17 protein-coding genes are annotated in these 22,361 nt (G+C 40.5%); 5 read left to right on the top strand and 12 right to left on the bottom strand.

The genetic code is table 11. The features are described 5' to 3' along the window. The first annotated feature begins 74 nt into the window (after positions 1-74). From RMY63_RS13285 to RMY63_RS13265, 5 genes are all read left to right on the top strand, one after another. Positions 75-797 carry a cyanoexosortase B system-associated protein gene (locus tag RMY63_RS13285; RefSeq protein ID WP_322729153.1) on the top strand — a complete coding sequence of 241 codons (723 nt, stop codon included), beginning with the start codon at positions 75-77 and terminating at the stop codon, positions 795-797. A 233-nt stretch (positions 798-1,030) separates the two neighbouring features. Then, positions 1,031-2,389, top strand: a complete 1,359-nt coding sequence (locus RMY63_RS13280) for a polysaccharide biosynthesis/export family protein (protein ID WP_322729152.1) — start codon at positions 1,031-1,033, stop codon at positions 2,387-2,389. Positions 2,390-2,608: 219 nt separating this feature from the next. After that, positions 2,609-4,783, top strand: a complete 2,175-nt coding sequence (locus RMY63_RS13275; protein ID WP_322729151.1) for a polysaccharide biosynthesis tyrosine autokinase — start codon at positions 2,609-2,611, stop codon at positions 4,781-4,783. Positions 4,784-5,163: 380 nt separating this feature from the next. Then, on the top strand, positions 5,164-5,484 hold the full coding sequence (locus RMY63_RS13270) for a hypothetical protein (RefSeq protein WP_322729150.1): 321 nt from the start codon (positions 5,164-5,166) through the stop codon (positions 5,482-5,484). 136 nt (positions 5,485-5,620) lie between these two features. Continuing rightward, positions 5,621-5,884 (top strand): hypothetical protein, encoded by a 264-nt coding sequence (locus tag RMY63_RS13265; protein ID WP_322729149.1) that lies wholly within the window; start codon positions 5,621-5,623, stop codon positions 5,882-5,884. 57 nt (positions 5,885-5,941) lie between these two features. Here RMY63_RS13265 and RMY63_RS13260 read toward each other — a convergent pair whose 3' ends face one another. From RMY63_RS13260 to RMY63_RS13205, 12 genes are all read right to left on the bottom strand, one after another. After that, positions 5,942-6,613 (bottom strand): rhomboid family intramembrane serine protease, encoded by a 672-nt coding sequence (locus RMY63_RS13260; protein ID WP_322729148.1) that lies wholly within the window; start codon positions 6,611-6,613, stop codon positions 5,942-5,944. 125 nt (positions 6,614-6,738) lie between these two features. Further along, a complete protein-coding gene (locus RMY63_RS13255) occupies positions 6,739-7,458 on the bottom strand; it encodes a rhomboid family intramembrane serine protease (RefSeq protein ID WP_322729147.1) in 720 nt (239 codons plus the stop codon). Positions 7,459-7,603: 145 nt separating this feature from the next. Continuing rightward, complete coding sequence (locus RMY63_RS13250) at positions 7,604-9,253, bottom strand: GMC family oxidoreductase (RefSeq protein ID WP_322729146.1); 1,650 nt, start codon at positions 9,251-9,253, stop codon at positions 7,604-7,606. A 119-nt stretch (positions 9,254-9,372) separates the two neighbouring features. Continuing rightward, positions 9,373-10,503, bottom strand: a complete 1,131-nt coding sequence (locus RMY63_RS13245) for a glycosyltransferase family 4 protein (RefSeq protein ID WP_322729145.1) — start codon at positions 10,501-10,503, stop codon at positions 9,373-9,375. A 35-nt stretch (positions 10,504-10,538) separates the two neighbouring features. Beyond that, complete coding sequence (locus RMY63_RS13240) at positions 10,539-11,993, bottom strand: O-antigen ligase domain-containing protein (RefSeq protein ID WP_322729144.1); 1,455 nt, start codon at positions 11,991-11,993, stop codon at positions 10,539-10,541. Positions 11,994-12,059: 66 nt separating this feature from the next. Beyond that, positions 12,060-12,989, bottom strand: coding sequence for a glycosyltransferase family 2 protein (locus RMY63_RS13235; protein WP_322729143.1), 930 nt, complete (start codon positions 12,987-12,989; stop codon positions 12,060-12,062). Then, positions 12,907-14,103 carry a glycosyltransferase family 4 protein gene (locus RMY63_RS13230; protein ID WP_322729142.1) on the bottom strand — a complete coding sequence of 399 codons (1,197 nt, stop codon included), beginning with the start codon at positions 14,101-14,103 and terminating at the stop codon, positions 12,907-12,909. Before RMY63_RS13230 ends, RMY63_RS13235 begins: the two co-directional genes overlap by 83 nt. Positions 14,104-14,262: 159 nt before the next feature. Next, complete coding sequence (locus RMY63_RS13225; RefSeq protein WP_322729141.1) at positions 14,263-15,255, bottom strand: glycosyltransferase family 2 protein; 993 nt, start codon at positions 15,253-15,255, stop codon at positions 14,263-14,265. Between the two features lie 64 nt (positions 15,256-15,319). Beyond that, positions 15,320-16,480 (bottom strand): glycosyltransferase family 4 protein, encoded by a 1,161-nt coding sequence (locus RMY63_RS13220; RefSeq protein ID WP_322729140.1) that lies wholly within the window; start codon positions 16,478-16,480, stop codon positions 15,320-15,322. A 184-nt stretch (positions 16,481-16,664) separates the two neighbouring features. Then, entirely contained in the window at positions 16,665-18,515 is a 1,851-nt protein-coding gene (gene hepA / locus RMY63_RS13215) for a heterocyst formation ABC transporter subunit HepA (protein ID WP_322729139.1), read from the bottom strand. 235 nt (positions 18,516-18,750) lie between these two features. Then, positions 18,751-19,470 carry a heterocyst development glycosyltransferase HepC gene (gene hepC / locus RMY63_RS13210; protein ID WP_322729138.1) on the bottom strand — a complete coding sequence of 240 codons (720 nt, stop codon included), beginning with the start codon at positions 19,468-19,470 and terminating at the stop codon, positions 18,751-18,753. Between the two features lie 625 nt (positions 19,471-20,095). Further along, positions 20,096-22,327, bottom strand: a complete 2,232-nt coding sequence (locus RMY63_RS13205) for a polysaccharide biosynthesis tyrosine autokinase (protein WP_322729137.1) — start codon at positions 22,325-22,327, stop codon at positions 20,096-20,098. Between the last annotated feature and the right edge of the window lie 34 nt (positions 22,328-22,361).

The following is a 22,361-nucleotide window of genomic DNA, read 5'->3' as shown; positions in this document are numbered from 1 at the left end:
AGTCCTAAATATTACTGAACTCACAATGTGATTTTATAAAGTAAAATTTTGCCTAAGTATTGCAAATTTTACTGATGATTTCCTTCTCTAAATTTTTCAAGGAAAACCAATTGACTCAGCTAGCAGCACTTTTGTTATTGCTACTGCTGCTAGCAATGGCAGGGGTTCCCGGATATCTGACAGGACACTGGCAATGGAAACAGCCGCCTGCTGTTCCTACCCTCCACGAATTAAAACAGATCCGCAAGACTGGGTTAACCCTTCCTGGTTGGCAAACCATTGAACAAGCCGAACAGCAAATTGGCGAACATAATTGGTCTTTGCAGGTAATTAAAAAAGAAGGTTCCGAATCCCAAGCAATCCTGCTTTTGTTGCCGCAAAATGGGCCTATGGATCAACCAGAGGTAGAGTGGACAGACGTTAATGGCTGGGGAAGGTCACGCTGGGGAAAGTGGGATATAGCTCAATCTCGTTCTGCGGAATTTACTGTCAAACCATCTGCAAAGTTGGCTTCCAATGTCGAAACTAAAGTAGAAGCTAGGTTTTTTCGCGCCTCCACACCACAGCAAACCTTCGCTGTTTTGCAATGGTATGCTATGCCAGACGGTGGAAATCCATCACCTTTTCACTGGTTCTTGGCAGATCAACTGGCACAGTGGCGCAAGCAACGCACTCCTTGGGTTGGTGTGAGCATTCTGATTCCAATGGAACCTTTGGGGCAGGTAGAAACATCTTGGTCTTTAGCTCAGTCTATTGGGGAAACAGTACAAGCTACATTAATGGCAGGCCCTTTGTAGAGTCTGTTATAGATGCGCTTGTGCTGAGATTTATCAAGACTATCTCTATAAATTGTGTTCAGGCTGAAACTCACCTAAAATCATGTTAACAACATGAAGTTAGAAATTAAATTTAGCAAAATTATTCTCTTTTTATTGGTAAATACTTGTAGAGAAAAGAGACATTGAAGGCATTTTTAGAGTAAAATAACCACTCGGCGCGACTAATTTCTATATCAATATTTTCTGCACCAATGTTCATAGATCCCAGTTATTATATGCGTGGATTCAGCGCCTTGTGTTTTGTTAGTCTTCAAGTAGGAGTTTTCTTAACAACACCTATCCAACTTGTTGTTGCCCAGCCTTTTCCATCTCAAGGACAATCACCAGGGCTATTCCCTTCGCCTTTGCCAGGTACTGAAGTTGTACCTCCAGGTACGAATGAAGAAATTTCTCCGCAACTCAGTCGCTACCTCTTGGGGCCAGGAGATGCAATTGGTGTTGTGCTTCAGCGTCCTCCCGGCCCATACCGCTTAGGCATAGGAGATGGAATTAGCGTTTCGGTTCAGCGCTTTCCAGATTTGAGCTTTCAAGCTTTAATCAACCCAGAAGGTAATATTGCAGTGCCGTTATTGGGAACAGTTTCTTTACAAGGTTTAACTTTGGAAGAAGCTCAAGAAAAAATTCGCTTGGGTTTAAATCGTTATGTAGTTGATCCAATAATAGTTTTAGCATTAGCAGGGCAGCGTCCAGACCTGAGTTTTCAAGCTGTAATTAGTCCAGAAGGCAACATCATCGTGCCGCAAGTGGGAACGGTGTCATTAAAAGGTTTAACCTTGGAAGAAGCTCAAGAAAAAATTCGCTTGGGCTTAAGTCGCTTTTTCCCAGATCCAATCGTGGTAGTATCCTTGGCCGGAACGCGACCAGTTCAAGTTACCATTAGCGGGGAAATATTTCGACCAGGAATTTATCCAATTAATTCACCAACACCCCGTGTTGCCGATGCTTTGCTAACATCTGGTGGTTCAACGTTGAATGCAGACCTGCGACAGGTGCAAGTACGCCGAAAGTTAATCGATGGTTCTGTGATTTCACAAACTATTGACTTATATGCAGCATTGCAAAATGGCGGTTCAATCCCGAATTTACGCTTACAAGACGGAGATGCGATACTCGTGCCCCGTCGTGAAGTCGGTAATGAGGATGGTTATGACCGCAATTTAGTAGCACGTTCATCCTTGGCCACACCACAGATTAGAGTCCGAGTTTTAAACTACGCTGCGGGTGGTCTTTCCATTCAAGCACTGCCTAACGGCAGTACATTTGTAGATGCTTTGGGAGGTGTAAATCTAGACACTGCTAATTTGAGAGATATCGCTCTGGTTCGCTTTGATTCGGAACGAGGCAGAGCTGTTACCCAAAAACTTGATGCTAAAAAAGCTTTAGGCGGTGATGCGTCTCAAAATGTGGCACTTCAAGATAACGATGTTATTGTTGTTGGTCGGAACCTCATTGGTAGAATTACTAATTTCCTGACCACTATTACCCAGCCTTTCTTCAATGTTCAATCCTTTCTCCGGTTTTTTGACAACGTCGGTGGTGGATCGAATTAGTAATATTAAAAGAAGTATACAGGCTGGAAATAGTTTGGAGTGTAGGAAGCCAGATCTCCAACCAATCTTTGAATTCATTAATGGAAAAATCTTAAAGATATCAACCGATATATACAGTAGGAAGTTGATAGCGTCCTTGTATCAAAGCCACTATCTTTGTTTGGTGCTTCCTAAATTTTGAATTTTGTATTTTAAATTTTGAATTGGAGCGAAGCGACCATGACCCCACCAATTGTTAAACGCTATCTTATTGCTTTTGATAAATATAAATGGATTGGACTAGCTAGTTTTGCTTTAGTTGTCGCCGGGTCAACTGTGGTGGCTATGCAACCAGAGCCACCTACTAGTTATATAGGATCTGGGGCACTTAGTTATAGTGGGCCGCCAGTTTCTTTCTCTACAACTGGTAATGAAATCCAACAGCAAGGAAAGGAACTGAATGAGGATGTTTTACTATCAAACCAGATAATTGCAACCGTGGCAGAGAAAGTCGGCATCAAACCGAAACAACTCGGCACAAGTGTTGCCCTTTCTCTACCTAAAAAAAATGCTAAGAGTGGAGAATTAGAATCTCCTCTGTTTGAACTTAAATATGTAGATAGTGATGCCAAACGAGCCATACAGGTATTGACGGAATTGATGCAAGCAATGATCAAGTTGAGTAGTGACATCAATACTGGGCGATTACAAGCAATTATTCAAAAGATTAACGATCGCACACCACAAGCTAAACGGGAATTGCAAATTGCTGAAAAGAAACTAGAACAGTACGATCGCGTAGAGCGAACAGCAATATTAGCAGCAGAGAATGGCAGCTTGTTAAGCGCCATTACTGCCAGCCAAAATCTCCAACGGCAAATTCAATTAACTATTTCTGGGGTTGATGGTCAAGCTCGCAGTTTACAAAATAAGTTAGGCTTAACAGTCGGACAAGCTTATGTTTCTTCTGCTTTGAGTGCCGATCCAATTATTGGTAACTTACGATCGCAAATTTATCAAAGTGAATCGCAAATCGCTGTACTCAGAAAAGATTTGCGGCCGGAACATCCAACGATGGTGCAGTTAATGCGTCAGAAACAAGCTGCTGAGGAATTACTACAACAACGTGCTGCTGAAGTTTTAGGTGGTGGTGGGACGGCGGCTCCGCTTCAGGGTAGCGTTGCAGGCATTCGCACTCAAAGTAGCTTAGATCCAACACGCCAGCAATTGGCAAACCAAATGGTGGCTTTACAAACCCAACGGGAGACACTGCAACAACAACTAGCTCAAGAAATCCAACTAGAAGCGCGACTCCGGCGAGAGTATTCTTTGATACCCAATAAACAATTAGAGCGATCGCGTTTAGAACAGGAGGTTGGACTCAAAAAAGCTATCTATGACCAAATGCAGGTGAAGCTAACCGATGCGAAAACCGCAGAGGCAGAAACTACTAGCAGCCTCAGCATTGCCAGACGCCCCGCAGTCACTCTCGACCCCAAACCTCCGAAGAGTGTGCCTATTACCCTTGCTGTGGGTGGTTTTTTAGGTGTATTGATTGGTGGCGGAGTGATATTTTTATTAGGAGCGCTGGAAGGGACTTTCAAAACCAGGGAGGATATCCGCGAGAGCCTCAAGCAACGAGAAGTGGCACTGTTGGGAGAATTGCCTTTAATGCCAGTTGATGATTTGGAGCCAGATGCTGTGCCAGTAGTATTTTCCCAAGATTCTCCTTATTTAGAATTTTATGAAAAATTCCGTAGTAATATGCGCCGAATTGGTGGTAAAAACTTAAAGGTAGTATTGATTACTAGCACCGGGAGCCTAGAGGGTAAAACAGCAAGTGCTTATAATTTGGGTGTCGCTTCCGCCCGTGCTGGTAAAAGAACCTTAATTATCGAAACAGATTTGCGATCGCCTTCCCGTTGTGTATCCTTGAAAGTAATTCCTGACCCTGAAGCCACTATTGAACCCTTGCGTTATTACGCTAATTTGAGTGAATGTATTCGTTTAGTTCCTGATGTTGAAAATTTATACATTCTTCCCAGCCCCGGCCCAGTACGGCAATCCGCTGCTATTCTTGAATCCAGCGAAATGCGGCGGCTGATAGAAGATGTCCGCGAGCGTTTTGATTTAGTTATTTTAGATACTAGTCCTCTCAGCATATCCAATGACCCTTTATTAATTCAACCCTACAGCGATGGAATCGTACTAGTAGCACGACCACACTATACACAAGAGAATATGTTAGGTGAAGCTATCGATCAATTGGTTGAATCTGAACTGGGGTTATTGGGAGCAATTATCAATGGTGCTGATATCATCGTTTCTGTACCTGAAGAAGTTGCAAAATCATCAACATTTACATCCTCAGTAGAAGAATCTGAAGAAGTTTCAGCAAGTGCTAACAAAAACTAATAGTTTCCAAATAATGAATTGCTTGTACAGCTTTGGGTAAAACCTTGGTAAATTAAGGGTGAAATTTAAACGTAAGAGGATGTCTGAAAAGTTTTTGGACGGTATATTTTGTCATTCTGAGCCTAACGAAGTGGAGCGAAGAATCCCAATTTTCCGTTGTGATTGGAGATGCTTCACTACGCTGTCGCTCCGTTCAGCATGACATTTTTGACTTCTCAGACATCCTCTTAGAACACCGATTCAGTATTCAGAATCATGACTAAAAACCCGATTTTTTGGTGCTGTAACAAGGAATGTTTGGTTGTATAAGACGTAAAAACAGGGTTTCTCAGTCTCGTATTTTATTAGTGAATCGGTGTTTTAGGAGCGAGTAATATAATATGTTAAGTTTTAAAATAGAATTAGAAAAAAATGAGTTTGAAGAAAAATTGGATAGTTATAGTAGAGGTCATATTACTATTCAAGGAAGATATGGAATTATTTCCTCAAAAAACTCAAATAAGAATTATTCAATGATGATTTTTATATCTTTATGCGAACTTCTTGATGGCATTCGTTTATTTTTAATTAATCCGATTAACAATAGATATAATTTTGTGGGAGTTGGCAGCTCTTTTCAGTTTTATCTATTAAAAAAAGAAACTAATAGTCTAATATTAAGTAGTGTAAAAAATGAGGTAATGCTGAAATCACACAGTTAGAACTGATTAAAAGCGTTTGGAATGAAATAAAATCATTTATGTTAAAGTATTATTTACTTGATGAAAACGAAATTATTAAAAATGATTTGGCAATTTCCATAGAAGAATTTAAAAAGCAATTTAGTTTAGAAAAATAATGTCTCATTTAGGAGATGTTACGTCAGCTCGACTTTATCCAAAATTAAGAACTCGGTTTTCTTTATCCGGCAAAAACCCTGGCTTTTTGGCAAATACTTTTTCCATCTCACAGATTATGGATGAAGTTAAAAAAGTAAAACTACTGTCCCACAAAGGTTTCAGCTTAAGCTATCGCATTGCGAAAAAAATGGATAAAGTCGAGCTTAGAGGGCACGGGAGCAGGGGGAAAGAGGCTTTTGGGATTTTTGCACAGATACAGTAATCATAAGTGATTAGCCGGACATGATATAACAGGTTAAAAAAATTGAGCTTTAGGTATTTAGTCGCGCCGAAACAAACCAAATAGGGGAGCAAGAATTACGCCAAAAATAAAACCACCGATGTGGGCCCAGTAGGCAACTCCACCAGTTTCCACGCTCATGTTAGCGGCTGTTTGCAGGGTAGCAAGACCGGAAATTACATTTTGCACAATGAAAAGTCCAATTATTACTAGTGCTGGAACTCTGATTGTGGTGATGAAAAACCCCAAAAATATTAAAGTCATGACTTGAGCCTGGGGAAAGCGGATAATGTACGCACCCAAAATCCCAGAAATTGCACCACTTGCCCCCAAGGAAGGAATGTCAGAATTCATACCAATAAACCATTGGCACAAGGCAGCTAAAGCACCACACGCTAAATAAAAAATCAGATATTTGGCATGACCTAATCGATCTTCAATATTGTTGCCAAAAACCCAGAGAAACACCATATTTGAGATTAAGTGCCACCAACCACCGTGTAAGAATTGTGACGAAAATAACGTTATCCACTCTCCACTCAAATTGGTGGTTAACTCTTGAGGCACTACCGCATACTCACCTAAAAACTGACTCAATTGTGCATGTGACAGACTCACCTCGTGAATAAAAACTAAAATATTCATGCCAATTAACCCGTAGGTGAAATACGGGGTGATTCGCGTCGGATTTTCATCGTAGAGGGGAAACACAGGTGTTTTTCCTAAATTATTGACTAACTGCAATATAGCTTGTAAGGCTAGCAGTTGCGAAAGTTAAACAATTTCACCTATTAAATCAATCAGCATAATTGAGGGTAACAACCATACTATGAAAATTACTTGTACCAAGATTCTTCCTGGGATTTATCGCTAAATAAACCCAACAGTGGGCCGAGAATTGCCCCAAAGATAAACCCGCCTGCATGGGCCCAGTAGGCAATACCGCCGTTTTCCATACCGATGTTGGTACGTGTTTCGAGGCTGGCAAGTCCGTAAAAGGCTTGTTCGAGAAACCAGAATCCTAAAAAGAAATATGCGGGGACACGGAAAGTTGGGAAGAAAAACCCTAAAGGTACAACGCCAAGAACTTCGGCGTTGGGAAAGCGAAGAATGTATGCACCTAGAATGCCTGCGATCGCACCACTCGCACCCAAAGAAGGAATGCTAGAATCTTGAGCGAAGAACCACTGGGTCAAGGATGCCAAAACACCGCAAGATAAATAAAACAGCAAATATTTGGCATGACCTAACTTATCTTCAACATTATTGCCAAAAATCCACAGAAACAACATATTGCCAGCTAAGTGCAAAAAACCACCGTGCAAAAATTGTGAGGTAATCAAAGTTGCCCATTCTGGCACTGGTTGATGTAAAGAGATGCCTCCAAAGCTTAAAGTAAGTTCTCGTGGAACTACAGCCGCAAGGTGTAAAAACCCATTTAATGTTTGTGGAGGAAGACTTGCTTCATAAAGAAAAGCGAGGACATTGGCAGCAATCAGTCCATAAGTTACATAAGGCGTGATTTTTGTCGGATTATTATCTCTAATGGGAACCACAAGCGTTTTTTCCTGATTTTAAGACAGCAACTCTACAATACGGAATTTTGTAAGTAGTTTCTTCTACCTCGTGGATGGATCTCAGTTTAATATTTGAGATTTATTTTTGACACAGCAGAGCAATTGAATGTCCTTGCTGCTATATTTAGTGACAAAATTGTGATTTTAGATGGTCAGCCAATCGAATTGCCAAGGCAACAATAGTGAGCGTAGGATTAGCATAGCCTCCTGTAGGGAAAACAGAGCTACCTGCCATAAATAAATTAGAGATGCCATGAACTTGACAATTTGCATCGACTACTCCTTGTTTTGGGTCGTGATGCATACGTGTTGTTCCCATATTATGATGGGTACTCAGCGAAGCGACTGGACGATCTCCATCCAATTCAATCTGCAACTCACCTAGTCCGGCACTAGCAAACTCTTCTGCAAATACTAGCTGCGATCGCTTCACACTGCAAATATCTATTTCGCTCCAACGATTAGTTAATTTTGCTTGAGGACAGCCCAGCTTATCTAGTTGATTACTGAGTGTCACTCGATTATCTGGATTTGGGGTTTGTTCAGTCTGGCTAAGAACTTCAAACTTTGTATATTTCTGTTCATTACCTTCATGGTCAGACCATCCTCCATGACTCAAATCAGGGAATAAATATTCTTTTTTGACATTATATTTATACCAATCAGCTACTAAATCATCAATATTCGTAATCACATTTTGCAAATGCTGAAAAATATTTTTAGGTAACTGTTTTTGTCGAACTGAAGAGAACAAAATTTTTGCAGAAGCCTTTGCCGCCGATCTATACCTTTCATCTCTGGGATATAACAACGCGGTCATATTTAGTAATTTATCGCGGCGCATAACTTGTTCTGTTAGGGCAAATTTTCCCATCACTGTGACATTATTAACCCGGCGTAAGTCATACAAAGCCATCGAATTGAAGATTTTGCGATTTTGCGGAACAAGCATACCACAACGGATAAAAGGATGATCCATAAAGAACCTACCCACTAAATCATGTTGATTGCCTAATCCATTCTTTTGAATCCGGTTTGACAATAACAATAAACGCGCGTTTTCAATACCACCTGCGGCTAAAATAAATACTTTTGCCGCAACCCAAAATTTATTACCAGATAAACAAGCAACTTGCACACATTTCACTGTTTGGGCTGTTTCGTCTGCCTCAATTTCTACCACATTGGCGTTGAGGAATGTAGTTATATTAGGAGATTGATTAATTTGATGCCGATATTCATTGGTGAAAATATCGCGTGGGCCAAACTGAAACATATTAGTAGTAACTCGGTCACTTGTGAAATGTGTCCGAGGAGATTGAGCATTTTCCCAAGCCTCAGCTTCATAAGCAAAAGAACCGAGTTTACAGACTGCTTGAGCGCGCTCATAAAATGGATTCAGGTGAGATTTACTAAAAGGCCAGCCACTGTATGGCACCCAATCTCGTTTTTCAAAATCTATTGCGTCTAACGGCACGTGCCTCAGACCAAGTTGATTTTTATTAATTTCAATATTCCAGACATTAGCTAATCCACCAAATTGACGATGACGCATATCTTGCAGTGGTGGAAAAGGATCTCCAACAGTTTCGCCTTCACCAAGAGATGCAGTTTCTTGATTAAATTCTAAATCACCACTTTCTAGTAAGCACACTCGAAAGTCTTGCCCAATTAATTCTCGTGCAAGTGTAATTCCTGCTGGGCCAGCACCAACTATACAAACTTCAGTATTGATAACTTCATCTATTGGCAATTTGCGGCTATCAATCAACATTAATTAATTCCTTTTAATCTAATTTATGATTTTTAACCACAGATTTACATAGATAATTAATCGATGTAAATCCGTAGTTTGATTTTCATAAAATTGGCTTTTGTAAGAAGTTTACTGTTTCATTCAGCCGATGAAACACTCGGTATTGCAGAACGAATTGCATTAATAAAATTTTGCGCATAATTCTGCGTTGAAAAATCGAGGGCGCGTTGTCTGGCAGCTACTCCCGCACTTCGGGCAAATTCTTGCTCGTCAAGATAGCGGAGAATTGCGATCGCTAATTTATCCGCATCGCCGTAAGGTGTTAATAATCCATTCATGCCATCAGTAATAATCTCTGTCGGGCCGCCTGCACTGCCAGCAATTACAGGTTTACCCAGTGCCATTGCCTCAATAATCACAATCCCAAAGGGTTCTTTATCTGATGCATGAACGAATACATCCATTGCCTGCACCCACTCCGGGATATTACGCTGTAGCCCAGCCATAATCACTTGGTCTTTCAAGCCGAAAGCGGTGATTTCGGCTTTTAAGAAGTCTTCATAATCCGGTTCTAAATCGTGCTTACCGCCAACCACCACACAATGGGCATCAGGATACTTCTGTAAAATTTTGGGCATTGCTTGCACCAATACGTGCATTCCCTTCCATCGTTGCAATCGTCCCACAATTCCAATCAACGGCCCGTGTAAAGGTAAGCCTAACTTCCGCCGTGCTTCTTCAGGAGAAGGTAAAGTATTAGGCTCAAATCGGTCTAAGGCGACACCAGGATAAACCAAAGGTGTTGGTCTGTGGGGCCAAATCTCTGCCTGTGCTTGCTTGCCATCTTGCGAAAGAGTGATAATTGCCCGCGCTGGAATTAAAGTTGCAAGTCGTACCAACCAAGTTTTATCACTAGGTACTTCTAGTTGATACCACACAGCAGGCAACCCTGCTAGCATCGCCGCCATACCTCCAGATATATGCGTAATCCACATCCAATTGACAATTATATCTGCACGTTCGCGGCGAGCGATCGCAGCTATCCGCAAAACAGCGCCAATAAAACGGTGGATTTGGCGTAAACGTCCACTTTCTACAACTCGCGCATCAATACCCAGAGACTTTACTTGTGCGACCATCGGGCCGGATTCTAAAAATATCACCAGCCACTCAACACCAGCATTACGTCCCTGCTGCACCAAATCCCAAAGCATCATTTCACCACCGCCTCGTTGCTCGGCTAGTGGCATAACAATAATTGCTTTCATAATCTATAAAAGTCCTATTTAAGTTGTAAGATTTATCAGATCCCCGACTTCTTAGAGAAGTCGGGGATCTTGGGATTGCTATAGTACTTATGTCCTGCCATAGCCATAGCTAAAAATCCCCAAAGAATCATCCCTGACACACTCAACATACCGCTACCGATAACTAACTGTGAAGCAGAACTGATCCCAATGGCGCGGGCAGCACTGACAAAACTATCGAAACGACCTTCACCATAACTGCTAACATTAATAATTAAGAAGATTAATCCACCCATATAAAATATGCCTCCAAACCAACCAAGGGTGAAAAACATATCTAAAATGCCACTATCAATTACCACTACTTCAATTTGACCAGTTTTTTCGTTGACCTTCCAAATATTTCCTAAACCGTTACCTAGACCATTAGAAAGGGCTAAACCAAGATTTCTATCATAAGTTCCCGATCTATCTTTAAAGCTGCCATCTTCTTGAATATTAGAAAAAGTTTCAAAACGTGCTGCTACCACTCCAGCAATTGGTTCAATAGTTGTCAATGGCACAACACAAATAGCCATGACCAAAATTATGGTAATTAAGCGCATTTGAATTCTGGCTTTGACTGAACCCATAATCATAATTATTCCAAATAACCAGCCTCCCCAATTTGTACGTGCTTGTGTTAATAGAAAAGATAAGTAACCAACGGCTGAAGCAGGAAAAATTAAGCTTCCTGAACTGGTCAATAATAACAGTAACCCAGCCTGCATAACAGAACCAAAGGGGCCGACTGAGTGTAATGTACTCCAGACACGCATCCCGAAAGGTACAGGGTTTCCAGAACTCATGAATAATTTTGATTGGATGAGCCAGTACCTATCCCACTCAGGAGCTACCACAAATTGATATACGCCATAAGTTCCTAAAATCAACACAGACCAGAGAAATGTTCGCTGAATGTTCTGGCGATAGCTGGGATAATCTCGCCAGTTGATAAATAAGTGAAAAGCGAAAATAACAGGACTGAGCCAATCCATCAATCCGCGTGCTACAGGAATAGGTGGGTTGTAAATTAGACCTACAAGAAAGCCATAGAACACTCCGATAAAAGCCAAAACAAACGGCAAACCCCCTTGGCGAGAGGCACGGGGAAAGTGTCGTAAGAATGTTGCTATAGTTATAAACACCACTAAATAAGGTGCTATGAGCATTTGACGGCTAGCATCCCAGCCTACCCGATAGTCAACTAAGCGAGTCGCTAAGGGTGTGAGAAACCAAATCCACCAGGTAAAGCCAATGTAGAGAATGGGATGCCGCAAGTATAAAAATACGGCTACTACTAAAGCTGTCGCCGGGTAAATTAGGCGCAATGCGGCAGTAACACCACCAAAATAGCAAACTACAGTTAGTAATATAAAGCCTGCGATCGCCATCCAACCCTGTAGCGATCGCTCTTCGGGAGAATAGTTTTCTTGTAAAAAACTATTGAAAAGTATCTGCTTAGAATTCATTCAATTTTAGATGTACATATAAATCAATTTGGCAAATTGAAAGTAATTCACAATTTAGTTATTCAATTACGAATTACGAATTACGAATTGTTTATATCCTTGCCAACGTCCACGCCAAGATGCTAATAACTTTTTCCCCGCCAACTGCCCTTGGCTAGGTAAAAATCTCAGCCATTGTACTAAGCCCAAACTATCGCATGTACCCACGAATACTGCCCACAACAAAAATGCAATCCGGCGGATAAATGGTAAATGCTCTAGTAAAACTAAGGTTTCATTATGGACTAAATTAATAAAGGCAATTTCATTAAAGTTATTCCGCTGATCTTCGTCAAAACGTTGTGCTGGATAATGATCTACAGCAACATGAGGATCGTAAATTATCTTCCAACCAGCCCGCTTTAATGCCAGGGTGAATGCCATTTCAAAGTGTACTTGCGCTCCAGTACCGCGCATCCGCTCGTCAAAGCGCAGTTGTCCGATTGCTTGGGTACGAAAACTCATGTTCACACCCTTGAGAATATCCACTTCGCGGGCTTCTCCTACTCCCAGGTGATGGTTGCCAATCACTCGCCCAAACCACTGCAACTGTCCCACTACTGGGCGGGATTCGTCTTCTAATTTGCTGCCGTGGTATATCCAATCGCGCCCTCCCAGTCCGCCGAGGCGACTATCGCAGGTAAAGTAAGCCGCAATCCGCTCTAACCAATCGGGGTGGGGTGCGGCATCATCATCAGTAATGGAAACAATATCGCCCTCCACTGCTGCTAGTCCGGCGTTGAGAGCTGCTACTACTCCTGATTGTGTCACTTTTACGGTATGCAGTGGCAAGTTGTGCGCTGTGTATTGAGCCAGAAATTGCCAAGTTTCTGCATCCGTATCGCGGACAACCACTATCATTTGATCGACTGGTTTAGTTTGCTCCTGTAGCGCCAAAAGGCAGCGTGAGAGGTCTTGTGGACGGCGATAAGTCGGTATCAGAACTGTGTTCCGCATTCTTGCTTAACTCCTCGAATAGATCCACATAAGTTTGTGCCATAGCAGTCCAGCTGTGTTGTTCTGCCACAGAACGAGCAGCTGGACTCATTTGCTGCATATCTACACTTATCAAGGACATCATCGCCACAGCTAAAGCATCGATATCATTTGAGTCAGTTAAAACGATGCCACATTCTGGTGTCACCAACTCTGCACCTCCCGTAGCTGTGGCAGTAATTACTGGTAGTCCTGAAGAAAGTGCTTCTAACAATACGAGGCTGCAAGCTTCATATCGGGAAGGAAAAATAAATAAATCTACTGACCGCATAATTTCGGGGATATCACGGCGAAATCCCACAAAATGCACGCGATCGCTTAACCCCAAGGATGCTGCTAGTTGTGGGAAGGGACTACCTTCGATATGACCTACCACCGCCAAATGTAAATCGGGTACTTTCACCAAGGCGTGCAGTATTGTATCTAAATTCTTTCTGGGTGTGCGGATATCTCCAGCAAACAAGGCTAAAGTGACATTCTCCGGTAAACCTAATTTTTGGCGGTCGCTTTGGCCAGGGGTAAACTCTTCTAAGTCAACACCATTGACAATTACCCGAATTCGAGAACGCGGTACACCAATATTGACTAATTCTTGAGCTACTTTTTCAGATACAGCCACCACAACCTGCGCTTTTTGGAAAGCCTGTTTTTCCCAACGGGCATTAAACGCCGTAAATAGCCACTGGTAAAAACCATATAAATCGCGGCGGTTGCGAGAAATATGAACAGGCGATCGCAACCATGAACTGTGGACAAAATGTACAGCATTCACATCAGCCGCAGCCAGATTAATTGCTCCATTGACTTTAACTAAATCAATGTCAGAGCGATGTTTACGTAACCAATCTGCACTTTTTTGAGCAAAGATGAAATTACGTACAAATTCTGTAGGATAGCCTTTGACTAGAATTTTAATCCAATTAACTTGGCTATTGTCTTCTAGTTCTGGTGCAACTTCACTAGCTAATAATGTCAAGTGATGACCACGACGAATTGCTTCCTTAGCAACCTCATAGTTTACCCGGCCTTGACCATCACCTTTTTTAATTTTATGAGTAACAATACAAAGTTTCATACACCACTTCCTTCAGAATAAAGAGCTTCACGCAGAGGCAGAGGCACAGAGAAATAATTTAAAAATAATCTTCTTCTCTTTGCACTATTTGCGGTAGCCTGGGGCAAGGCGCTCTGCATCTACGTTTAATAAATTCTCAAATTAAGAGATATTGAGATATTATTTCGATACTCCGATTAACTTACTTGCTAAAAATCGCGGAGTGAAACTAAGACTAAGTGCTGCCATAGTTCGCACATTAAATTTTTGTTGATTCAGCGCCTGCAAAAAATAAGGACGTGCTGCGGCTATCTGTTCGCTTCGTAGCAAACCAATTCCCAAAGTAGTATTAGCTTCTAACCATTTCTGTTGAAAATGAGTTCTAAATTCCTGTAACTGAGGGTCTTCCATAAATACTTGATAACAAAACATTTCGCTTTTAGCTTTGCGAATTTTTGCTTGCACATCTCGACTACCACTGAGCATAGTATCAGTTTGCTCATGGGCACGATATCGCGTCAATCTTTCTGGACAATAGTAAGCGCCATAACCAGATATACAGAATAGATAGGTTAAATATAAATCCCACATCCCACCAACTTCTGAGGGAATACTATACCAATCCACCAAATTATTCCGAATCACGCAAGATGCAGCAGTAGGTATACTTTTATCTATTAATCCAATTTTGGAAAAAGGTTTATGAATTCCTTTTGCTAGTTTGTCTCGCTTGTAAGCGCGTGTATTTTCTTCAGTACCAGCATGATTAATTATGCCATTGGCATCTATAATATATTGGTCGCAAAAAGCGAGAATTAAATCAGAATTTGCTTCTAGTGGTGGTACAAGCTTTACTAAAAAGTCTTCATGCCAAATATCATCGTCATGTAGACTAGCAACATATTTACCTTGCGCCATTTTAAAACCATACTGTTGATTAGCTAACATCCCCACATTTTGGGGATGCTGCCAAAATTTGATGCGTGAATCACCAAAAGATGCGACAATTGCTTGAGGATTTTCTGAACTACAATTATCAGAAATAATAATTTCAATATTTTGATAAGTTTGTTTTATCGCACTTGCGATCGCTTGCTTGAGATAGTCTGGTCGATTATAGGTGGGAATAACAACGCTGACTAAAGGTTGTTGACATTCTTGATGTAATGACATACTTTTCTCCCTTTATATTTTCTAAGTAAAAGATGTACTATTTGATGTTTTTAGTAAATTCAGCTTATTTAGCTTGAGAAATACTATATAGTTTGTTGGCTTGGGAAGAAAATTCAGCTATTGTTTTTGCATAAATTGTTTGAAGATTATTGACATGAGCAGCCATTGTAAATTCCTTCATCAATAAAGTATGACCTTGCTCACCCATGTAGCGGCTTTTTTGATAATCTCTATACAATTCATTAATAGCATTAGCCAGCTTTTGAATATTATTGCTGGGAACAAGAATACCCGTTTCTCCATCTCGTAAATGTTCTGGAATTCCTCCGACTGCACTACCAATCACAGGTCGAGAACGAGAGTATGCTTCTAGAGTTACAAGACCAGCAGGTTCAGGCCAAACACTGGGAAAGATGACTGCAAAACACTGTTGATAAAGTTTATCTAATTTATCCGAATCGCACCAACCATGCCAAGTGATTCGCTTATTCAATCCGAGTGTAGTTGCTAACTTTTCTAACCGTGGTCGTTCCCAACCTTCACCTGCAATATCAAGTTGAATTTTCGGGTCTGTATGTATTAAGGTTTTGAGTAACCATTCCAGACCTTTATCAGAAACAATTCGTCCAGCGAACAAAATTCTCTGATTTTGATGTACTTCCAAACTTAGAGAGGAAGTTGCTGTTTCTGGTATAGAGATTCCACAGTGTAGCGTTATAGTTTGTTCTGGAGGTACACCGTTTTGAATTAACTCTTGCCGCACATATTCGCTATTAGCAATGAAAGTAATTTTTAGCCTTTTCAAGACATCTAAGAACTGATGAGTAGTTTGAAGTTCTCTAAGAGTTCTTAAAGGTCTACGGCTACCACATTTATCTACTAATTTACCCCAGGTACATCCTAAGTAAGAGAAGTTGCGATCGCAGATTGTCCGTTGCTCTGCTAAATACTTTGTGCCACTAGGACAGTAAAATGAGTGATTATGAACGCTGAAGATAGCAGGACATTCCCCTGTAAGCTGCAATAGCAAATCTGGACTGTGGATGTGCAGCAGTTTGAACTGACTTTGATCAATATTTTTCAGTGATTTTATCACGCGATCGCTAACATCAGGTGGTCGATGTTCAAACAGAGAAGCTAAATAAGTTTCAACACCTCCGCTCCCACCGACACCGAAACTTGAGCATTGATAGATTAGGTCTTTGTCAAAAATTTCCTGGGACATATTTTCTATGAACTTTAAGTATATAGGACTAATTTTAATAACTTATTTATAGAGATAATAAGTGTTTAAAATCTTATTATTTTACTATTTTGCAAAATTATTGCTACATATTTAGGAATTTACGGCTGTAGAGATTTACAGCCGATGAATATGTTGTAAGTACTTTGGTAATTAAATGTTGTTTCTAATCTTGTTGCCTTACTTCATATTGCATTTGATGATATTTCCAAAGCTTGCCTTTTAGTTCCAATAGTTCTTGATACTTACCTTGCTCTACTATCCGTCCCTGTTCTAAAACTACAACTTTATCTGCTTTAGAAATAGTAGAAAGACGGTGAGCGATCGCAATTACTGTTTTACCAACAGATAGCTTTTCTAATGAATCTTGAATTAAGCGTTCAGATAGCGAATCTAAGGCACTGGTTGCTTCATCCAAAATTAAAATTTCTGGGTTCCGTAGTAAAGCTCGTGCAATAGCAATTCGCTGTCTTTGTCCTCCAGATAACCTGACACCCCGATCTCCTAATTGGGTATAAAAACCTTCGGGCATTTCCAAAATAAATTCTAGTGCATTCGCTAGTTTAGCGGCTTCTTGAATTTCTTCATTCGTCGCCTCTGGAGTTCCGTAAGAAATATTTTGCCAAACATTAGTATTGAAAATGAAAGTATCCTGACTGACAACAGCTATTTTCCGACGTAGAGAGTTAATTTCAAACTGTCGGATATCGATTTCATCAATGTAAATATATCCATCTGTAGCATTATAAAATCGGGGAATCAAATCAGCCAGAGTTGTTTTACCAGCACCAGATGCTCCGACTAACGCTGTCATCTTTCCCTTTTCAATCGTCAGGGTAATATTATGCAGTACTAAATTTTCATCATCATAGCCAAAATCCACAGATACTAAATCTATTGACCTGTTTAATCCCTTAAACTTAACTCTGCCATTTTGAAAGTAATATTTTTTATCACTTGTCAACAGATTTTTAATATTCTCTGCTGAACCATGTAAAGTGCTAAGATATGCTCTCGTACCATTAATATCTTGAACAAATGGGATAAAGCGAAATAGTACAAAGAAAAAGGTTAGTAAAGAAGCAACTTGTAGCGTTCCATTGGTGACAAGACTAGTGAATGCCAAAATAATCATGCCGATCAATACCGTAGTCGCTACCCCTTCAGCAATTGGCTTCACTAATGTCCAGGTAAATACAACTTTTGTTGTAGTACTTATTACCTTATCGCTAGCTTTATAATAACGTTGACGCTCAAAATCTTGAGTACCACAAGAATGAACAGTGCGAATACCATTAATAAATTCTACGGCTGTTGATGTAAAATTAGCATTAGCAGTTGTCATACCAAAACTTGATTCTCTGACTCTAGCATTCAGATTTGACAACCCCACACCTAAAAGTGTAAATAGCAATGCTGATATTATTGTCAATTGCCATGATATCAAAAACATTGATATTAAGTAGACAAAGGTTGTTAGTCCTCTAGTTACTAAAAAAGCTCCGCCACTAAAACCTTGTCTGATTCTTTCAATCTCTGTAGTAATTGTGTTAATTAGTTCACCAGAACGTGTTTTACTAAAGTAACTTAGCGATAAGGATTGTAACTGTTCAAAAATTTGCTTACGTAAACGATCGGCAAGATGTAGTTGAGATAATTCAGTATAGACTTGAGAAAAATAATTGAAGGTGGCACGTAACCAAGTACTCAATAGAATTAGCAAAGATACGCGATATAAACGATTAATTGCTGATGTCTTGGCTCCCAAAATCCAAAGATCAAACCATTCTATTCCTGTTTGGACAGGTTGAGCATTGGGGCTAGTTAAGCTTTGCAAAAAAGAAAGTAAGAAACCAATACTTACACCTTCAAAGGTTGCTGCCAAAATTGAAAAAATCAGAGCTAAAATGGCAATTTTGCGAAAGTGTTTAAATTCTTGCAATATCAAATAGTTGTCCTGCCAAAAGCTGCTAGCTCTAAGCAGATTACTGAGTGGTTGAGGAAGCTGGAAATTCATGGATTTTATCATAATAGTTTGGCAAGGAAGATAGACATCTATAGATTGATCCGGTTCAGAATGAGCAACAAAACCTTGATGTAGAGATGTGATTTATCGCGTCTTGAAAAACCAATTATCTAGAACCGAATTACTCTATAGATGCTACTTTTTGTTTGAGCCTCGGTGCGGCAATACGCTTGGGTGAAGCATTTCTTTCTTCGTAGATGAAATCATCAATTACCGCACAGATAAATTACAGAGTTTGGCTATCCAGATGTAATAGATGAGACTGTGCCTCTACTTCCCAGTCATCTGTAATTTCTGGTAATTTATTTAGCTGTACTGCATCTTCCAAAGTCCAACAACGAGATGCGGTTAAACTCATGTCACCCCGTAGCACGTTAAATAACTGTGGCAGATTGTCGAGATTGTATTTACCCAGCCAACGCGCTAGTGGTGTGGTATTGTGGGTGCAAAAGCTCATCGCTTGAAAGAGTTTACCCCGTTCCCCAACACGCCATTCATGACAAAAAAGTGACCCTGGCGAGTAAACCTGCATTAATAGAATTAATCCCAAAATGACTGGACTTACTAATAGCAGCAATACGAAAGCAGCAATCCAATCAATTACTCGCTGCAATTGTCTCAAGGGTTGGTTAGGAAGTTTTTTGCCAGCAGGTATGCTTAGGAATATTGGTTTTTGAGCTGCTTCACATGCATCTGCCCAAAATTTGAGCAAAGCCTCACCCAATTTTGGATCTATGCTGACCAAACTTACTGGAGAATGTTGTAAGCATTCGACTAGCGATCGCTTATTATCTAATGAAGCCAGATATGGTTGTTTAACTCGTCCAGGCACTTTCACCAAAAGCTTACCCCGTCGCCACTGAAGTGTGCAGTACCCACGATTATCTTGGTGTGACTGGGTTACATCATACAAATTCTCTAGAGTTGGAATTATTGAAGTTGTCATAATGTCTTTGGGTTTATACAGGAGTGAATTAGTGAGGCGTTATCAAAGGCTATTAATGCCAAAGACCCAAATCCGAATCTTGTTGTAAGTCCAAAAAGTTGGAGATAATTGAGGGCAAAAATATGCTATAGTATTTGCCACTCAGCCAAGCACGTATTGCGTAGAATTCTGCTGGTGTAGAGATGTAAAAATTAGACAAATACTAATTACATAGGTAGCAATCACCGCTACTATTAACATTCATGGGCAAATCATGATTTTCCGGAAACTACTGACAGTAGAGAAGCGTAGAGAGAAATTACCCATGAATCTATATCTACGTTTAATTACGCTGAGGTGTTCATTATCTCAAGAGATTTAAAAAACCAGTCTGCTCTTGTCTTCTAGCCTTTATGAACGTGCTTTAATCTCTAGAATATAAGACTATGTAGAAATAGCGATCGCTCAAATAACTTCTTTATTTATTCTTTAAAGAGTCAGTGATTTCTCTGAAAAACCATAAAGATAGCATAAATATACTAAATTTTTCCTGACAGCAACAAAATTAAATTTTGATTATATAATGCAAAACGCAAGATCCCCGACTTCTTAAAGAAGTCGGGGATCTATCATCTAGCCGTACTAGCTACTTTTCTACAGCTTGACGTAGAGCTAATTGCTGTTGTTTGATATTAGGTACGTAATTATTACTAGAGTTTGATACCCCATTAGCTACAACCCCAATTAGATTTAACTTACTCAACATAGCTGTCGCTTGATTAAGCTGACTTCGCGTCACAATACCAATGCTTGCCACCATAACCACACTACGACAAGATGATGCGGTAAGCATGGCATCCACCAAACCGAGAACTGGGGGAGCATCTATCAGTACCAAATCATAATTTTCCTCAAATGCTGCCATTAATTGCATCATCCGAGGGGAACTCAACAGATTAGCTGGGTCGGTAGGTTTGGGGCCAGCAGTCAAAATATCGATGTAGGCGGAGCCTGAGTATTGAAGACTAATTTGGTTGGGTAGAGTTGTATCACTCGCCAATAAAGTTGAAAGCCCCTGCTCATTAGGAAGATTCAGTTGATGGTGCAAACTGGGATCGCGTAAGTTGGCATCAATCAGCAGTACCCTTTTGTGTAAACGAGCAGCACTCATTGCCAAACCCAACGCCAAAGCTGATTTACCCTCATCGGCTAAAGCCGAGGTAATCATCAAAGATTTTAAATTAGTAACAGTATTTAAAAGTTCAATGTTTTTGTAAATCAGATCCAGCGATTCCCAACGTGGTGGAGATTGCAATACCTGAATCGTCCAGGGAGCGAGAACTTCTGGCTTGCCAAAAGGCAACTTGATCATTGATTCTCTGGGTTTGGCTGGCGGTAACTTGGGAGTTGTTCCCAACAACGGCATGGCCATTTGCTTCTCTAACTCAGCAGTGGTGTGAACTGCATCATCAGCCGATTCGCGAATAAAGGCAACAATACCTCCTAACATTAAGCCAACCACAGCACCTAACAGCAAATTCTGTTGGAGATTGGGGCCTAATTGTGCGCCTTTTTGAGGATCTTCTACCACTTCCCAATTAAATCCACCCTTGGAAAGTTCTTGCCGTAATTGTTGTTCTGCTCTTAAAAGCTGCTCTAATCTTTCACGACTAAATTGCAACTGCGGTAACATTCGATTGTAATAAGCCAACAGAGGCGGGAAGCGTTTGATTTCAAAACGCAACTCGTTTTCTTTCTGGGCCAAAGTTTGATCGCGAGCAGTTAAAGCAACTATAGTTGTCTGCGTTTCTACTAACTGACCAGCAAGGCTGAGATCAATTTCGCCCAGCTGTCCTTTTTCGAGAAGAGAGTCTCCGGAAGTGAAGGCACTAGCAGACTTTCCGCCTAAAGTTCTTCCTACCTCTTGTTGCAATAATTCCTTCTGGCCCTGAAGCTGTTCTTTGAGCTTTTGCACACTCGGAGTTTGATCTGTAAAGCGTAAGCGTTCTTGTGCTAGTGCCAATTCGCTTTTTTGGATTTCGTTTAGTAAGCCTTGATAGCGAGTAGACTGACTCAAACGAGAAGCAACTAGAGCATTTTGGGGAGAACGGTTAAGTTGTTCTTCTAAAGATTTTTGGCGTGCTAAAGCTTCCCCATACTGAGCACGAGTTGTTTGTCTTTCTTGAGAAAGATTGTTCAAAGCTGTTTCAATCGCTTTGGCCTGTGACTCTGGATCGATTAAATTCTGATTTCTACGAAATCTTTGTAAATTTGTCTCAGCCGCGTTTACTTCTTCACTGGCTTTACTTAACTGTTCCCTGATAATTTGCAGACCTTTTTGTAAACGCGAACTCTGTTGTTGTTTGTTATATTCTAGATAAACTTGTCGAATTGCATCCAGGACTTTTTGGGTTTTTTCAGGATCTCCAGCAGTATATTCAACTTGAAAGATTTTAGTAGCGACATTATCTTCTTTGCTCCTAATTTGAGTTAAGACCAAAGAAGCTTTAATTTCAGCTGAAGTTATATCTGGATAATTAGACTGGAGTTTATCAACTGCTTTTTGGATGAGTCCCGAACTTTGCATCAAGTTAAGCTGGGTGGCAGTATCTATGACCACGTTAGAGTCAGTAAACTGATTGTCTACCGCCGCACCACCTTCCGTTTTACCTTGATAGTTAGGTTCTACTAGCAGTTGCATAGAACTTTTATAAGTAGGCTTTGTTTTTACAGTTACTATGCTGGCAATAACAAGAGAACTAATTAATACTGCTAAGAACCAAGGAAATCTCCGCACAAATACGGCAAACATTTGCCCGTAACTTGGTTCATTTTCAGAAGCTGGAGCTAGATGAGGATTTAGACTAGTTTGAACCACTTTTATTATCCTTGTCTTCAAGACTTACGCTAAG

This window comes from Nostoc sp. ChiQUE01b (assembly GCF_034531255.1).
Lineage (GTDB): Bacteria > Cyanobacteriota > Cyanobacteriia > Cyanobacteriales > Nostocaceae > Nostoc.
The sequence above is the reverse complement of the archived record's forward strand: the minus strand, read 5'-3'. Positions and strand labels throughout refer to the sequence as shown.

Excerpts from the sequence above, each read along its gene's own strand:
- RMY63_RS13285 (WP_322729153.1), top strand. The coding sequence starts at position 75 with ATGATTTCCTTCTCTAAATTTTTCAAGGAAAACCAATTGACTCAGCTA.
- RMY63_RS13280 (WP_322729152.1), top strand. The coding sequence starts at position 1,031 with ATGTTCATAGATCCCAGTTATTATATGCGTGGATTCAGCGCCTTGTGT.
- RMY63_RS13275 (WP_322729151.1), top strand. The coding sequence starts at position 2,609 with ATGACCCCACCAATTGTTAAACGCTATCTTATTGCTTTTGATAAATAT.
- RMY63_RS13270 (WP_322729150.1), top strand. The coding sequence starts at position 5,164 with ATGTTAAGTTTTAAAATAGAATTAGAAAAAAATGAGTTTGAAGAAAAA.
- RMY63_RS13265 (WP_322729149.1), top strand. The coding sequence starts at position 5,621 with ATGTCTCATTTAGGAGATGTTACGTCAGCTCGACTTTATCCAAAATTA.
- RMY63_RS13250 (WP_322729146.1), bottom strand. The coding sequence starts at position 9,253 with ATGTTGATTGATAGCCGCAAATTGCCAATAGATGAAGTTATCAATACT.
- RMY63_RS13245 (WP_322729145.1), bottom strand. The coding sequence starts at position 10,503 with ATGAAAGCAATTATTGTTATGCCACTAGCCGAGCAACGAGGCGGTGGT.
- RMY63_RS13240 (WP_322729144.1), bottom strand. The coding sequence starts at position 11,993 with ATGAATTCTAAGCAGATACTTTTCAATAGTTTTTTACAAGAAAACTAT.
- RMY63_RS13235 (WP_322729143.1), bottom strand. The coding sequence starts at position 12,989 with ATGCGGAACACAGTTCTGATACCGACTTATCGCCGTCCACAAGACCTC.
- RMY63_RS13230 (WP_322729142.1), bottom strand. The coding sequence starts at position 14,103 with ATGAAACTTTGTATTGTTACTCATAAAATTAAAAAAGGTGATGGTCAA.
- RMY63_RS13225 (WP_322729141.1), bottom strand. The coding sequence starts at position 15,255 with ATGTCATTACATCAAGAATGTCAACAACCTTTAGTCAGCGTTGTTATT.
- RMY63_RS13220 (WP_322729140.1), bottom strand. The coding sequence starts at position 16,480 with ATGTCCCAGGAAATTTTTGACAAAGACCTAATCTATCAATGCTCAAGT.
- hepA (WP_322729139.1), bottom strand. The coding sequence starts at position 18,515 with ATGAATTTCCAGCTTCCTCAACCACTCAGTAATCTGCTTAGAGCTAGC.
- hepC (WP_322729138.1), bottom strand. The coding sequence starts at position 19,470 with ATGACAACTTCAATAATTCCAACTCTAGAGAATTTGTATGATGTAACC.